We start from the raw sequence: 14628 nt of genomic DNA on the forward strand, positions 1-14628 counted from the left end.
CGGGGCAACGACAACGCTTAAGCGGCGACATACCGTGCCAACGGCTAGACTAATGGGAGAGATCGAGGAGATCTACGCGGATCTGGAGACCGACGTCTCCGAGGAGGAGTTCCGCGAGGCCGTCGAGGAGAAGGTCGAGCAGATGGGCGGACTCGCCGACGAGGAGACGGCGGCGATGCTCCTCGCCCACGAGCTCAACGAAGGGGAAGTCGACACCGTCGCGGACATCGAGCCCGGCATGGAGGAGGTGAAGTTCCTCGCCAAAGTCGTCTCTATCGGCGATCTGCGGACCTTCGAGCGCGACGGCGAAGACGAGGACGGCCGCGTCGTCAACGTGGAAGCGGCCGACGAGACCGCCAGCGTCCGCCTCGCGTTCTGGGACCAGCAGGCCGAGGCCATCACCGACGGCATGCTGGAGGAAGGGCAGGTCCTCCGCGTCGCCGGCCGACCGAAAGACGGCTACAACGGCCTCGAAGTCTCGGTCGACAAGGCCGAACCCGACGACGACGCCGAGATCGACGTACAACTCGGCGCGGGGTCGTCCGTCGACGGGCTGACGATGGGCCAGTCGGACGTGAACGTCACCGGCATCGTGCTGGAGACCGAGTCGATCCGGACGTTCGACCGCGACGACGGCTCGGAGGGGAAGGTCGCGAACTTCCTGCTCGGCGACGAGACGGGGCGCGTGCGCGTGACGCTGTGGGACGACCGCGCGGACCGCGTCGAGGAGATACAGCCGGGGACCGCCGTCGAGATCGTCGACGGGTACGTCCGCGAGCGCGAGGGCGACCTCGAACTCCACGTCGGCGACCACGGCGCCGTCGACGAGATCGAGGAGACCGTCGAGTTCGTGCCCGAGGCCGACGCCATCGACGCCGTCGAGATGGACCAGGTGGTCGACCTGGCCGGCGTCGTCCGTTCGGCCGACCCCAAGCGGACGTTCGACCGCGACGACGGCTCGGAGGGGCAGGTCCGGAACATCCGCGTACAGGACGACACGGGCGACATCCGCGTCGCGCTCTGGGGCGAGAAGGCCGACAAGGAGATCGCTCCCGGCGACGAGGTCTTCGTCGCCGACGCCGAGATCCAGGACGGCTGGCAGGACGACCTGGAAGCGTCTGCGGGCTGGCAGTCGACGGTCGTCGTCCTCGACGAGAACACCGGCGCCGGCGCGGCCGCGCCCTCGCCGGGCGGCGCGGGCAGTGGTGGCGACGACGGCGGGTCGGAGTCGACCGGCCTCGGCGCGTTCACCGGTGACGGCGACGGTGTGGAGGACGCGACCGAATCCGACGGCGGGTCGGGCGGCGCGGGCGGTGCCAGCGCGGACGGCGGCGCCGCGACCGCAGCGACCGAGGAAGTCGAGTTCACGGGGACGGTGGTCCAGACGGGCGACCCCGTGATTCTGGACGACGGGCAGGAGACGATGCAGGTCGAGACGGACGCGGCGCTGACCCTCGGCCAGGAAGTGACCGCGCGCGGGTCGCTGCGCGACGACCGACTCGACGCGGACGACGTGTTCTGACGGCGTACGACCGTGGAGCGGCGCGTTTCGCGGTCGCACTCGAGAGAGCGACGGGGTGGCACCGCGGCGGTGGCGCGCCCGGCGTCCGGGGACAGCGGTTTTCGGAAACGCTTAAGGCCGGAACAGACCGCTTGTGGTGTATGAGCGTCGAGCTACCGTTCGCGCCGGTCGACACGATAATCCGGCGCAACGCCGGGAGTTTGCGGGTCAGTGCCGAGGCCGCCGAGGAACTCGCCCGTCGCATCCAGCAGCGAGGGGCCGACCTGGCGGCCGAGGCCGCCGAGGTGGCGACCGCGGACGGGCGGAAGACGCTGATGGCGTCGGACTTCGGCGTCGAGGTCTCCCAGGACAAGGACGACCTCGAACTGCCGATCGCTCCCGTCGACCGCATCGCTCGCCTCGACATCGACGACTATCGCGTCTCCATGGACGCCCGCGTCGCGCTGGCGTCCGAACTGGAGACCTTCGCCGACCGCGTGGCCGCAGCGGCGGCCGACCTGGCCCGCCACGCCGACCGGCGGACGGTCAAGGCGGAGGACGTCGAGGCCTACTTTCGATTAGCACAGTACTACGAGTAAGCCCGTCATGAACTTCGGTTACCGAGAGTCCTGTCTCGACCACGACACCGGCAAGCGCCACCCCGAGAGCCCCGACCGCCTGCGCGCCATCCGGCAGGGCCTCTCGGAGTCCCACGGCGTCAGGTACGTCTCCCCCGACGACGCGACCGAGGCACAGATCGAGGCCGTCCACGACGCCGACTACGTCCAGGACGTCAAGGACTTCTGCGCCGACGGCGGCGGCGACTGGGACGCCGACACCGTCGCGGTCGAAGCCACCTGGGACGCCGCGCTCGCGGCCGCCGGCATGGCCAACTGGGTCGCCGACGCGGCGCTCGACGGATCGAACGGCCGGAACACCCCCTTCTCGCTCGGCCGCCCGCCGGGCCACCACGCCGTCGAAGACGACGCCATGGGGTTTTGCTTCTTCAACAACGTCGCCGTCGCGGCCCAGCACGCCCTCGACGACCGCGACGTCGACCGCGTCGCCATCCTCGACTGGGACGTCCACCACGGCAACGGCACGCAGGACATCTTCGACGACCGCGAGGACGTGTTCTTCGTCTCTATCCACGAGGACGGCATCTACCCCGGCACCGGCGACGTGACCGAGATCGGGACGGGCCCCGGCGAGGGCACGACGATGAACGTCCCGTTCCCGCCGGGCACGCGCACCAGCGGCTATCTCGCCGCAGTAGACGACCTGATCGTCCCCGCCTTCGAGGCGTTCGACCCGGACTTGCTCCTCGTCTCGGCGGGCTTCGACGCCCACGAACACGACCCCATCTCGCGGATGCGCGTCTCGACCGAAGGGTACGGCTGTCTGACTCGCCGCCTGGCGACGTTCGCCGACCGGATCGACGCCGGCCTCGGGTTCGTCCTCGAAGGCGGCTACGGCCTCGACACGCTGACCGAGAGCATCCGGACCGTCCACGACGTGTTCGACGGCTACGAGCCCGCCGAACCTACCGAGGACGTCCAGGACGCCGCCCGGCAGGTCATCGAGGACCTGCAGACGCAGGGCTTCGACCTCGCCGCCGAGTGAGTCGGCGACCGCTCCCCGACCGATGCAGCCGTCCGCCGCTGTTGTATGCTTCCTGATACGTTTGCTGTCGACACAGTGAATTTCCCGACAGGAGCGGTAGCCGACCGGGCGATCCGGGGAAACAATGTCTCTCAGCCGACGGGTACCGGCCTACATATCAACGAACGGCGGAAACCATTACAAGTGTGTACACGGAACGAGTCTCTTGGTGACTTCACCCCGTGTGTTGCTGTACGGAACAAACGTATCGTGACTGGGAATCGCAACTCGACGACCTGACACCGAGCGCGAAGTTCGTGTACACGGTCCTCGAGTACGAGGGACCGCTGACCCAGAAAACGCTCGCCGAGGAAACCCGGCTCTCACAGCGCAGCGTCCGCAGCGCGCTGTCGGACCTGACCGACGCCGACCTCGTCGAGGAACGGATCTACCCGGCGGACGCCCGCCAGCGACTCTACGCGATCGACACCGAATAACCACCGCGGTCCGGGTCGACCGTGTCGGGATTTTTATACGCGCGACCGATCAGGGGCGCGGCGCCAGATAGCGCGCGAACTCGACGCCGAACTCCGCGGCCAGTTCGCCGACCTGCTCGCCCGCGAGCACCGCGTATCCGGTTTCCATCGCCGACTCGACGTGCGCGCCCAGCGCCACGTCGAGGACGGCGTCACTCTCCAGGAACGCCACCGCCGTCTCGAACTCCCGGGGCCGCTCGACGACGTACCGGTCGCCATCGAGGAAGGGACCGTACGTGCCGTCCTCCTCGGGGTCGTCGTCCGCGTAGGCCTCGTAGAACCCCTCTGCGTGGTCGCGGACGTCGACCGGCGGCCCCTCGTGGCGCTCGACGGCCGGCCGCTCGGCGACTTCGAGTTCGACCAGGATGACGACGGTCTCGTCGGCCCACGCCGCCGCCCTGAGCACGTCGAACCCGCGCCGGTCGAGTTCGCTCGTCACGCCGCCGAGCGACCGGTCGAGTTGCGGGTAGAGCTGGTCGTCCACGACGTCGGGCGCGTCGAACCGGAGCGCGACCGGCGTGGTCCCGCGCCGCTCGAAGGCCTCCCGGACGGCCGCCGCGTCGAGCGGGTCGGGATCGGAAGGGAAAAACAGCTCCTCGCGCGGGTCGGCGAGGAGTTCGCGCGCGTAGTGCTGGAGGCGCGCGACGGCCTCGGCCGAGCAGACCGCGGCGACGTTGCGCTCGGGATCCGTCGGATCGATGACCACGAGCGGGTCGTCGAAGGTTTCCCGTCCGTGATCCTCGGGGTCGAGCTCTATCGGTGGATGCCAGTTCGCCGCCGCCTCCACGAACGCGCGGAAGCCGCCGTACTCGTCGACGAGCAGTTCCGTCAGGTACCCCGAGAACCCGCGCGTCCGGAGGTTGCTCCCGTAGACGCCGATGCCGGTGAGGAACTGCTTGGCGACGCGCACCTCGCTTGCCAGTTCGGCGTCGATGCGCTCGGTGATGTACTCGGTGTGGTACGGCGTGCGGTCCACCGCGGACTGAATCTTCGTCGCGTCTTCGACCGCGTAACAGGGCACCAGGTCCACGTCGAACCCGTCGTGCGTTCCCTTGACGTACGGGTGCTCGGCGTACTCCTCGTGACCCTCGGGCAGGACGGCGTGACCGACGTCGAGCCCGTAGGACTCCAGGTCTTCCCGGTCGATATCGGGCGGGAACGAGACGAACAGGTCGACGTCGCGGTCGCCCGCCAGCCAGGTGTCGCGGGCCGTCGAGCCGGCCCGGACTACCTCGGCGTCGACCGGCAAGTCGGCGATGGCGGCCCGTGCGCGTTCGCGTAACTCCTCGGCGACCCGGTCGAGTCGCTCGCGCTCGACCGCGTCGGGCTCGACCCGCTCGCGGACCCGCTCGACGACCCCCTCGAACTCGTCGCTCATGTGCGTGGGTTCGGTGGGGCCCGTGAAAATCTGTCTGATGTACCGTGGGTTTGGAACTGTCGCTCTGTCGACGTGCGTGACTCCGTGACGCGGCGGGTCCAAAGCGAAATCCCTATACAATAACTCCGGCTATCAGTGTATGCGTGCCGCCGTAGCTCAGTTGGTAGAGCACCTCGCTGTTAGGGTGCGCAGGTCACCTGCGTGCCGCAGACACGAGGTTGTCCCAGGTTCGAGTCCTGGCGGTGGCGTTCTAGCAGTCGTCGTTTTCTTCGGTGAGTCGAATCAGTGTAGTTCTACAGTAGCAGCCGACGACGAGAACTGAAAGCCCCGACTGGTTCGACTCGCGCGCCTCGCTGCGCTCCTCGGTCGTTTCACTCCCTGCGGTGCTTCCGTCGTCGTGCTTCGTCGAACCAGTCGCCCCTTTCATTCCCACCCATCGCACGACACCGCAGACGGCCTCACACCTCCCCAGCCGACTGCGTTGCTCGGTCGCTTCGCTCCCTGCGCTACTCATCCCTCGCACGGCTACGCCGCGCGGTTCTCGCAGTGCTCGAACACGCGCGACAGCGCGCGCCACAACAAGTCGGTAACGTGGTGAAATCACTCAGGGGTCAGCGCCAGCTCGCGCTGGAGGAGCAGGCGGGCGACGTGGAACTCGCCGCCTCACAGCGCCCCGGCGTCCCGCGGCGCCATCGGTCAGTTGCGTGACGGACGCGGACGGGTAACAGTCGACCGCTCGATGCGCCGACGAGCGTGTGACGACTGCTCCCTGCCCAGCCACGCGGGAGAGACAGGGCTAAATGGATGCGCCCCGAGGTGCGTGGGCATGAGCGACGCGTTCGAGGTCTCCGAGAAGCGGTCCGTCCCGCCCGCCGAGGCGTTCTCCCTCCTCGGCAACGAACTGCGCGTGTCTATCCTCCTCGAACTCGGCGACGCCAAGGAGGGAAACCAGCCCCGGCCGCTCCCCTTCGAGGAACTGCGTCGCCGATGCGACGTGACCGACAGCGGCCGGTTCAACTACCACCTTCAGGAACTACTGGACGTCTTCGTCACCGAGAAACCGGAGGGCTACGGCCTGCTGTACCCGGGCGTCATCCTCTATCAGGCGATCAAGGCCGACAGCTTCACCGACCGGACGACCGTCGACCCGTTCCCCGTCGACTCCTCGTGCGTCACTTGCGACGGCGACCTGGAGGCGACCTATCGGAACAGCATGCTCGTCGTCCGCTGCCGGGACTGTGGCGACCTGGCGTTCAAGTACCACCTCCCGCCGGGCGCCATCCGGTCGAACGACCCCGACGCGGTGCTGTGGGCGGCGAACGTCTACGCCCGGCGCGACCTGATGACCGTCGCCAGCGACGTCTGTCCGACCTGCGCCAGCGAGATGTACCACGACGTGGTCCCCGAAGACGAGAAGTCGAGCGATCTCGAACACGCGATGCCCGGCCCCGCCGTCGTCCACCACTGCTCGTACTGCAAGAACTTCTTCTCGACCGACCTGCCGGAAGTCCTCGTCTACCACCCCGACGTCCTGCCGTTCGTCGCCGCCAACGCCCACGACGTGCTGACCGAGATGCTGTGGACCGTCGGCGCCTGCGACCCGGACGACATCGCCGTCACTGAACGCGATCCGTTACGCGTGACCGTTCCGCTCCAGGTCGATGGTGAGCGACTCGACGTGACCGTCGACCGCTCGCTCGCCGTCGTCGACACCGAACGGACGTAACTGCGCTTCCCGGACCGTGACACACCGTCTCACTGAGATATTTGCCGTAACTCGTGGTTATAGATGCTTGTAGATATATGCACGACACACATGACCGATCCGTACGCTTTCGGGACGCGCTGCGTCCACGCCGGCCAGGAGGTCGATCCGGCGACAGGGGCGCGCGCCCCACCGATCTACCAGACGACCTCGTACGTGTTCGACGACGCGGACACCGCGGCCGACCGGTACGCGCTGGACGACGGCGGGAACGTCTACTCCCGGTTCGACAACCCGACCGTGGCGACGCTCGAACGCCGCCTCGCCTCCCTGGAGAACGGCACCGCCGCCGTCGCCACCGGGTCGGGGATGGCGGCCCTCGACGCCGGCACCTCGATCCTCGCCAGCGCCGGCGACAACGTCGTCACCGCCTCCTCTATCTACGGCGGCACCCACTCCTATCTCTCCAACATGGGGAGCCGCCGGGGCATCGAGACGCGCTTCGTCGACACGCTCGACCCCGAAGCGTACGCCGAGGCCATCGACGACCACACCGCCTACGTCCACTACGAGACCATCGGGAACCCCTCGCTCGTCACCCCGCCGATGGAGGAGATCGCCGAGGTCGCCCACGAGCACGGCGTCCCCGTCTTCGTCGACAACACGTTCGCGACGCCCGCGCTCTGCAACCCGCTCGACCACGGCGCCGACGTCGTCTGGGAGTCGACCACTAAGTGGATCCACGGGTCGGGCACCACCGTCGGCGGCGTCCTGGTCGACGGCGGATCGTTCCCCTGGGCGGAGTACCCCGAGAAGTTCCCCGAGTTGGGCGCGCCCAACGACGCCTTCGACGGCGTCACCTTCGCCGAGCGGTTCGGCGACCGGGCGTTCGCGATGGCCGCCCGCCAGCGCGCCGTCCGCTCGCTCGGCGACGGCCAGAAGCCGTTCGACGCCTGGGCGACCCTCCAGGGCAGCGAGACGCTCTCGCTCCGGATGGAACGCCACTGCGAGAACGCACAGACCGTCGCGGAGTTCCTCGTCGACCACGACGGCGTCGAGTGGGTCACCTACCCCGGTCTCGAATCGCACGAGACCCACGACCACGCCGCAGAGTTCCTCGACGGCGGCTACGGAGGCATGATCGCCTTCGGTCTCACCGGCGGCTTCGAGGCGGGCAAGCGCTTCTGCGAGGAGACCGACCTCGCGCAGTTCCTCGCCAACATCGGCGACGCGAAGACGCTCGTCATCCACCCCGCGAGCACGACCCACGCCCAGCTCTCGGCGGACGAACAGCGCGCCAGCGGCGTCACGCCCGACCTCGTGCGGCTGTCGGTCGGCATCGAAGACGCAGACGACGTCGTCGCCGATATCGACGGTGCCATCGAACGTGCCAACCACGGCGCGGGTGAGTCGTAGATGGAGATCGAACGCGACTCGGTCTCGCTGGGCGAGTTCGAGTTCGAGTGCGGTCGCTCGATCCCCGAACTCGAAGTCTCCTACGAGGCCTACGGGGAGTTCACCGGGGACAACGCCGTCCTCGTCTGTCACGCGCTCACCGGGAGCGCCCACGTCGCCGGCCGCCACCCGGACCAGGAGACCGACGGCCAGGCTCGCGCCTGGTGGGACGACATCGTCGGTCCCGGCAAGGCCATCGACACGCGCGAGTACTACGTCCTCTGTGCGAACATCCCCGGCTCGTGCTACGGCACGACCGGCCCCGCCAGCGAGAACCCGGAGACGGGCGAACCCTACGGCACCGACTTCCCCGCGGTCACGGTGGCGGACTGGACCGACGCGCAGCGCAAACTGCTGGACGAACTCGGCATCCCGCACCTCCACGCCGTCGTCGGCGGCAGCGTCGGCGGCATGAACGTCCTTGAGTGGGCCAAACAGCACCCCGACCACGTCGAGCGCATCGTCCCCATCGCCGCCGCCGCTCGCCTCGACGTGCAGTGTCTCGCCCTCGACGCCATCGCGCGCCGCGCGATCACCACCGACGACGGCTGGCAGGGCGGCGATTACTACGGCGACGGCCCAGACCCCGACGACGGGCTCGCCCTCGCCCGCCAGATCGGCCACGTCATGTACCTCTCGAAGGCCTCGATGGAGCAGAAGTTCGGTCGCCGCGCTGCCGGGCGCGACGCCGCGCGCTCGTTCCCGACCGACCCGGCGGCCGGCTTTTTCCCCTACCGCGACGTCGAGTCCTATCTCGACTACCAGGCCGAGTCGTTCGTCGACCGCTTCGACGCCAACGCCTACCTCTATCTCACCCGCGCGATGGACAACTACGACCTCTCGGCGGGCTTCGAATCCGACGAGGACGCGCTCGCGGCATTCGACGGCGAGGCGCTCGTCATGTCGTTCACCGGCGACTGGCACTTCACCCCGACGCAGGCCGAGGAGCTGGCCGACTCGTTACGCGGAGCGGACGTCCGCGTGGCTCACCACCTCGTCGAGTCCGACCACGGTCACGACGCCTTCCTGGTCGAACCGGAGAGCGTCGGCCCGCCGCTCTCGGACTTTCTCGTCGACGGCGTCGAGGGAACGGCGGTCACCGACACCGACGAACCCCCCGAGGACGACGACCCCTCGTTCGCCCCGGTCCACACGAGCCTGTTCTCTGATTGACGGGTTTGCGGGGCCAACAGGCTTTTTTCTCCCCACTGCGTTTGCTCGGATACTCGTCTCCGGGGGACGGGCACGGGTGGACTGGCGCTGCCCCGCGGGGAGAACGCAGAGGCCCTCTACAGCATGACAATCGACCTGGACGCGACCAGACCGCAGATCCGCTCGCACCCGAGTCGCGACGGCGCGCAGATCGTCGACCCGATCCAGGAGACCCAGTTCGCCCTCCTCACCCCCGAGCAACCGGACATCTCCGACTGCGACACCGAACGCTTCTACTTCCCCGCCGACACCGCCGCGACGATTCGAACCGATACGATCGAGACGCCGTATTTCGTGGGAGTCTGGATCCGTGACGAAGAAGGCGATACCGTCGCGGAGATCAGCGATCGTGAGTCCGTGAATATCCAGCCCGGCCGTTATAACGTCGAGTTGGCGACTACCCAGATCAAACTACAGTTCGCCATCGAAGGTGGAATCGCAGTCACCTCGACAGAAGACGGTGTAACCCTATCGCTCTCGGAGACCGATCGCCTACACGTCGGTGCGCGCTCGGTGCACGAACAACCCGCAGCCACCGTAACGACGACCGAGGAACCAGAGGACCTGATGGCCGCGCTCTCGACGCTCGGGTCGGCACTGAAAACGACCAGCTGCGAGCGGTCGTTCCCGTCGTTGCGCGGCCACCCCCCGCTCGTCGAACTCGGTGACGAACTCTCCATCCCGGAGGCGATCGATTCTCCGGACAACGGAGTCGCTATCGAAGTCCCGCCAGTCGAGGAGTTCATCTATCCCGTCGTCCCGCTCGTGTATTATCTCGGGGCGACGCTACAGCCGGGTCCGTCTCCACGGATCGTCACCGAAGAGTGGTCGTATCCACTCGATGGCAACGACGGGTTCGAACCCGCTGTCGCCCGCACCCTCAAACAGATCCTCCTGTTGGACTGCGTAACGCGAACAGAGGGATACTATCAGGTGGACCTGCACGAACGCGGGGAAGTAAAGAAGCGCGTCGATCTCGACTTCGCCAAAGTGTACGAGCGGTCGCTCCCGGAACAGCTCAGGACGTATCTCGAAATTCCGTACGATTCGCTCGCAGATGTCGTCCCGAAGTGGAAACTGACCGCCGACGTGCGGCCGTACGCCGAGTACGTCAGCGCGCTTCCGTTCCTCGCGAACGAACTCGCGATCGTCCGCTGCCCGGGAGCGGTCCCCTCGGACGACGAGGCGCTCGAGGACCTTTCAGAGCAAGTCGAGTCGTTCTTCCGCGACAACCCGCAGGCGCTACGTCGGAGCACGAAAGCGCGGTCGACGAACTCCTCAACCTCTACGACCGACACGGACATCTTCCGTCCCGAGCCAGCGGACAGCATCGAACAGGCGTACGTCGGTGATGGACTACCCGTCGGTGCGAGCAAGATGACAGTCGACGCCTATCATCGCCGATTGTCGTTCGAACCGACGACGGATCCGCAGATTCGGGTCGCAGTCGTCTGTAACGACGAGGAGATGACCGACGAAAACGTCGTTTCAGAGATATACGGGACGCGCGACTGGGTCGAGTTCGACATCTCGTTCCAGGAGCAGTTGACGACGACGGAGATGCGTGAAGTCCTGAAGTCCGACGTTGATTTCCTCCACTACATCGGCCACGTTGACGACGAAGGTATCCGATGTACAGACGGGTATCTCGATACGCGACACCTTTCGGAAGTGAACGTTAGTGCCTTCCTCCTCAATGCCTGTGATTCATACGAACAGGGCCGCGGACTCGTCGATTCGGGTGCAATGGCCGGTATCGCGACAGTCACGGATATCGTTAACGAAGCGGCTACTTCTGTCGGTCGAACCGCCGCAAAACTACTCAACCAGGGTTTCTCGCTCGCTGCCACAGTATCGATAATTAAGGAGTACGAGCAGATCGGACACCACTATCTCGTTGTCGGTGACGCTAGCTCGTCGATTGTAGAAAATCAGTCGGGAACGCCTAACCGAATCAATATCGAAGCAGGAGATTCTGATAATTATGAAATGACCTTGTTCGGATATCCAAACTTATCTACTCCGATGGGTACGATGTTTTTACCACAAATCAATGGAGAAACCACGTACTGTCTGAACTCGGGTCGTATGCGGACGTACTCGCTAACAGAGCCGGAGCTACTCGACTTTCTTCACAAGCAAGATGTTCCAGTTGATCTCGACGGATCGCTTCGATGGAGTATGGGCTTAACAGAACTCTAACTTCAGGGACCAGTCATCGAGGTCCCGTTTCCAGCCGCCACCGTACCGGCCTGCGAGAGCAGCAACAGCGCGCTGAACATGACGCCGATCCATTTGGGGTTCTCTTCGAGGAATTCGCGGAGTCGCGTTGATTCTTGGCTCATAGCCACTCATTTATTTATACGCGATGTGATTGAATTTATCTAAAAATTAGAGATAAATTAACCGTTGTATTATCAGGATCTACTAGGGAGATTAGAATTCAGCGCTTCGGGGCGTGTCGAGGGAGATTTTGAGCATGGCAATCGCGCGTTCTCGTGAGTATATGGTGTCAGGGGATAATAAGATTCATTGTCACGTAGGTCCGTTGTCCGCGTATAATGGCGATAGGGGAAGATGGGGTGGTGGTCAGATGATCGACGGACCGGACGGAGACAGCGAATTCGCGGGCGCGACGACGGTTCTCCTGTTGGCGCCCGACGTACAGAGCCGACCGATCGACGCCTGCGTGCGAGCGTTCCAGCGGGTCGACGAACGCGTCGACCGCGCGGCCGCGGTGACCATCACCAAGTCGGCTTCCGAGTGGCTCTCGCTGTGGGACCGGAGTCCCGTATCGACGACGACACCGGTCACCTGCGTGGACGTCGACGAAGCCACTCGCTCCGCGGCGAGTCGAAGCGAGGACACGGCCGGTGCGACGGTCAGGCGAGTCTCGGATCCCGGCGACCTGGAAGCGCTCGGTCGGCAGGTCAGCGACGTCCTCCAGCAGGCGGACGAAGCGGGCGACGACGTCGGCGTCGCGGTCCACTCGTTGAGCGGGATCCTCCGACACGTCGAGGAGTCGACCGCGTTCAAGTTCGTCTACACGCTCGGTGAAGTGACCCGGCGCGTCGACGGCGTCGCCTTCTTCCATCTCGACCCCGACGTCCACGAACCGGCGACTGTGGAGACGTTCCGGATCCTCTGTGACGCGGTCGTCCAGTTCGACGGGGGCCCGTAGCAACGTCGCCGATCGGTGACGAAATCGATGGACGTGAAAGGGGTGGCTCTTTATACCTCCCTGGCGAGTCGCCGAACATGACTTCGGGACGGCACCTGGTCGTGCTCGCAGGTGCCGACGCTGCTGCGGTGGACGCGATGGCGGCGGCCCTCCGCGACGACGGCACCGTCAGAACCGCCTACAGCCCCGTCGCGCTCCGCGAAACCCTGGACGACGAAGTCGACGCCGTCCTCGTCGAAAGCGGCCTCGGCGACGGGTCGCTCGAAACGGTCCTCGACGACCTGCGGGCCCACGAGGCGGACTGTCAGGTCGCTGTCCTCGACTCTGGCGCGGGCCGGTGTCAGCTCGGCGCGGACGCGCCCGTCGACGCGGTCGTCGCGTGGGACGAAGATGCGGTCCGCGAGACGGTTTCGGAACTGGTCGCACGCGCCCGGTACCGGCGGCGACTCGACGAGTACTACGCGCTCGCGGAGGAACGGGCCGCCGTCGCGGACGACGACGACGCGGCTCCGAACCGCGACAGACTGGACCGAAAGTTCGAGGAGCTGCGACGCGAGCTCGCCGACGGGTTCCGGCGCATCGACGACGCGTCGGTCTTCGATGCCGCCCTGTCACCGGACGAGCGACGTCTCCGGCCCTGCGAGTCGACCGGCGGCGAGGGCCCGGACGCCGAGCGGTCGGGCGAGACGAACGCCGGCGACGACAAGTCGGACGCGACTGGATCGGACGCCGGCGACGACGGATCCGACGCGACCGGATCGGACTCCGGCGACGAATGAGTACCGGCGGTGGGTGACGCGACGGCCGGTCAGCGCCCCTGGCACGTACATTTATGCGAGCGGTGGAACAAGATCAGGTATGACCGAGACAGACGAAACGGTGAGCCTCGGGTTCGGACAGGCGGTCTACGACGACGAGGGGAACCGGCTGGGGACCGTCCGCGGGTTCGACGAACACGGGTTCTACGTGACGACCGACGAGGGGATCGGGGCGCTGTCGGGCGAGCACCTCACGACCGGCGAGGCGGGCGAGGCCGAGCTGATGTGGCGCTGCTGGGAGTGCGGCGAGATGGGCGACATCGAGGAACTCCCCGACGCCTGTCCGTCGTGCGGCGCCGCGCGCGAGGAGATATACTACTGGATCGAAGACTGAGAACCCGTGCAGGTCCTCGTCTTCGGCGCCGGGAGCCTCGGCAGTCTCGTCGGCGGGCTGCTCGCCCGTGCGCACGACGTGACGCTTGTCGGCCGCGACCCGCACGTCGAGCGAATCCGCAGCGACGGCCTCCGTATCGAGGGAGAGGTGTCGGCTCACGTCGAACCGGCGGCAGCGACGGCCGTTCCCGACGGGAGCTTCGACCTCGCCGTCGTGACCGTGAAGGCGTTCGACACGGACGGGGCCGCAGCAGCGCTCGCGAGCGCCGACCTCGGCGGCGCCCTCTCGCTACAGAACGGACTGGGTAACGAAGCGCGACTGGCGGACGCGCTCGCCGTCCCGGTGCTCGCGGGGACGTGTACGTACGGCGCTCGTCTCCGCGAACCGGGTCGGGTCGAGTGCACCGGTCGCGGGGAGGTGGTGCTCGGCCCGCCCGAAGGGGGTCCCTCGTCGTTCGCCGACCGCGTGGGCGCATCCTTCGACGCAGCTGACATCGAGACGACGGTCGCCGGGGACATGACACGGCGCCTCTGGGAGAAGCTCGCGGTCAACGCCGGGATCAACGCGGTGACCGCGCTCGCCCGCGTCGAGAACGGCGCGCTCTCGGGGGGGCCGGCGAGTGAACCGGCTCGCCGGGCCGCCGTCGAGACGGCGCGAGTCGCCCGCGATCTGGGGATAGACCTCTCAAACGAAGACGCCGCGAACGCGGTGGAGCGGGTCGCCGACGCGACGGCGGCGAACCGTTCGTCGATGCTCCAGGACGTGGACGCCGGCGAGCGGACCGAGGTCGACGCGATCAACGGCGCTGTCGTCGAACGGGCCGAGACCCCGGTGCCGGTCAACGAGACGCTGACGGCGCTCCTCCGGGCCTGGGAGCGCGAGCGAGGTCTGCGGTAGCGCCCGGAG

The 14628-nt window shown here is 66.8% G+C and carries 14 protein-coding genes and 1 tRNA gene; 13 read left to right on the forward strand and 2 right to left on the reverse strand.

From position 1 onward, the window contains the following. The first annotated feature begins 52 nt into the window (after positions 1–52). From ACMGFE_RS01495 to ACMGFE_RS01510, 4 genes are all read left to right on the forward strand, one after another. Complete coding sequence (locus ACMGFE_RS01495; RefSeq protein WP_436923225.1) at positions 53–1522, forward strand: single-stranded DNA binding protein; 1470 nt, start codon at positions 53–55, stop codon at positions 1520–1522. 140 nt (positions 1523–1662) lie between these two features. After that, a complete protein-coding gene (locus ACMGFE_RS01500) occupies positions 1663–2100 on the forward strand; it encodes a histone family protein (protein ID WP_436923226.1) in 438 nt (145 codons plus the stop codon). Positions 2101–2107: 7 nt separating this feature from the next. Further along, a complete protein-coding gene (locus ACMGFE_RS01505) occupies positions 2108–3124 on the forward strand; it encodes a histone deacetylase family protein (protein ID WP_436923227.1) in 1017 nt (338 codons plus the stop codon). 221 nt (positions 3125–3345) lie between these two features. After that, positions 3346–3600 carry a MarR family transcriptional regulator gene (locus ACMGFE_RS01510; RefSeq protein WP_495849296.1) on the forward strand — a complete coding sequence of 85 codons (255 nt, stop codon included), beginning with the start codon at positions 3346–3348 and terminating at the stop codon, positions 3598–3600. A 49-nt stretch (positions 3601–3649) separates the two neighbouring features. Here ACMGFE_RS01510 and cca read toward each other — a convergent pair whose 3' ends face one another. Next, on the reverse strand, positions 3650–5017 hold the full coding sequence (gene cca, locus ACMGFE_RS01515) for a CCA tRNA nucleotidyltransferase (RefSeq protein WP_436923230.1): 1368 nt from the start codon (positions 5015–5017) through the stop codon (positions 3650–3652). 145 nt (positions 5018–5162) lie between these two features. On the opposite strand from cca, the gene ACMGFE_RS01520 reads away from it, so the two are divergent. From ACMGFE_RS01520 to ACMGFE_RS01540, 5 genes are all read left to right on the forward strand, one after another. Further along, a tRNA-Asn gene (locus ACMGFE_RS01520) sits at positions 5163–5265 on the forward strand. A 578-nt stretch (positions 5266–5843) separates the two neighbouring features. After that, positions 5844–6743 carry a DUF7351 domain-containing protein gene (locus tag ACMGFE_RS01525; RefSeq protein WP_436923232.1) on the forward strand — a complete coding sequence of 300 codons (900 nt, stop codon included), beginning with the start codon at positions 5844–5846 and terminating at the stop codon, positions 6741–6743. A 90-nt stretch (positions 6744–6833) separates the two neighbouring features. Further along, on the forward strand, positions 6834–8138 hold the full coding sequence (locus ACMGFE_RS01530; RefSeq protein WP_436923233.1) for an O-acetylhomoserine aminocarboxypropyltransferase/cysteine synthase family protein: 1305 nt from the start codon (positions 6834–6836) through the stop codon (positions 8136–8138). Further along, positions 8139–9350 carry a homoserine O-acetyltransferase MetX gene (gene metX, locus ACMGFE_RS01535; protein ID WP_436923234.1) on the forward strand — a complete coding sequence of 404 codons (1212 nt, stop codon included), beginning with the start codon at positions 8139–8141 and terminating at the stop codon, positions 9348–9350. Between the two features lie 123 nt (positions 9351–9473). Beyond that, positions 9474–11591 (forward strand): hypothetical protein, encoded by a 2118-nt coding sequence (locus ACMGFE_RS01540; RefSeq protein WP_436923236.1) that lies wholly within the window; start codon positions 9474–9476, stop codon positions 11589–11591. 2 nt (positions 11592–11593) lie between these two features. On the opposite strand, the gene ACMGFE_RS01545 is transcribed toward ACMGFE_RS01540, so the two are convergent. Further along, positions 11594–11734: a DUF7503 family protein gene (locus tag ACMGFE_RS01545; RefSeq protein WP_436923237.1), complete on the reverse strand. Its 141-nt coding sequence runs from the start codon at positions 11732–11734 to the stop codon at positions 11594–11596. 248 nt (positions 11735–11982) lie between these two features. On the opposite strand from ACMGFE_RS01545, the gene ACMGFE_RS01550 reads away from it, so the two are divergent. The 4 genes from ACMGFE_RS01550 (at position 11983) to ACMGFE_RS01565 (ending at position 14619) form a co-directional block, all read left to right on the forward strand. Further along, positions 11983–12570, forward strand: coding sequence for a DUF7504 family protein (locus ACMGFE_RS01550; RefSeq protein WP_436923238.1), 588 nt, complete (start codon positions 11983–11985; stop codon positions 12568–12570). 77 nt (positions 12571–12647) lie between these two features. Further along, positions 12648–13349 (forward strand): hypothetical protein, encoded by a 702-nt coding sequence (locus ACMGFE_RS01555; protein ID WP_436923239.1) that lies wholly within the window; start codon positions 12648–12650, stop codon positions 13347–13349. A 79-nt stretch (positions 13350–13428) separates the two neighbouring features. Next, positions 13429–13722, forward strand: a complete 294-nt coding sequence (locus tag ACMGFE_RS01560) for a DUF7130 family rubredoxin-like protein (RefSeq protein WP_436923241.1) — start codon at positions 13429–13431, stop codon at positions 13720–13722. A gap of 6 nt (positions 13723–13728) precedes the next feature. Next, positions 13729–14619 carry a ketopantoate reductase family protein gene (locus ACMGFE_RS01565; RefSeq protein WP_436923243.1) on the forward strand — a complete coding sequence of 297 codons (891 nt, stop codon included), beginning with the start codon at positions 13729–13731 and terminating at the stop codon, positions 14617–14619. Positions 14620–14628 lie beyond the last annotated feature (9 nt).

This window comes from Halosimplex amylolyticum (genome assembly GCF_051414035.1).
Lineage (GTDB): Archaea > Halobacteriota > Halobacteria > Halobacteriales > Haloarculaceae > Halosimplex > Halosimplex amylolyticum.

Coding starts and splice junctions, on each gene's coding strand:
- ACMGFE_RS01495 (WP_436923225.1), top strand. CDS start 53: ATGGGAGAGATCGAGGAGATCTACGCGGATCTGGAGACCGACGTCTCC.
- ACMGFE_RS01500 (WP_436923226.1), top strand. CDS start 1,663: ATGAGCGTCGAGCTACCGTTCGCGCCGGTCGACACGATAATCCGGCGC.
- ACMGFE_RS01505 (WP_436923227.1), top strand. CDS start 2,108: ATGAACTTCGGTTACCGAGAGTCCTGTCTCGACCACGACACCGGCAAG.
- cca (WP_436923230.1), bottom strand. CDS start 5,017: ATGAGCGACGAGTTCGAGGGGGTCGTCGAGCGGGTCCGCGAGCGGGTC.
- ACMGFE_RS01525 (WP_436923232.1), top strand. CDS start 5,844: ATGAGCGACGCGTTCGAGGTCTCCGAGAAGCGGTCCGTCCCGCCCGCC.
- ACMGFE_RS01530 (WP_436923233.1), top strand. CDS start 6,834: ATGACCGATCCGTACGCTTTCGGGACGCGCTGCGTCCACGCCGGCCAG.
- metX (WP_436923234.1), top strand. CDS start 8,139: ATGGAGATCGAACGCGACTCGGTCTCGCTGGGCGAGTTCGAGTTCGAG.
- ACMGFE_RS01540 (WP_436923236.1), top strand. CDS start 9,474: ATGACAATCGACCTGGACGCGACCAGACCGCAGATCCGCTCGCACCCG.
- ACMGFE_RS01545 (WP_436923237.1), bottom strand. CDS start 11,734: ATGAGCCAAGAATCAACGCGACTCCGCGAATTCCTCGAAGAGAACCCC.
- ACMGFE_RS01550 (WP_436923238.1), top strand. CDS start 11,983: ATGATCGACGGACCGGACGGAGACAGCGAATTCGCGGGCGCGACGACG.
- ACMGFE_RS01555 (WP_436923239.1), top strand. CDS start 12,648: ATGACTTCGGGACGGCACCTGGTCGTGCTCGCAGGTGCCGACGCTGCT.
- ACMGFE_RS01560 (WP_436923241.1), top strand. CDS start 13,429: ATGACCGAGACAGACGAAACGGTGAGCCTCGGGTTCGGACAGGCGGTC.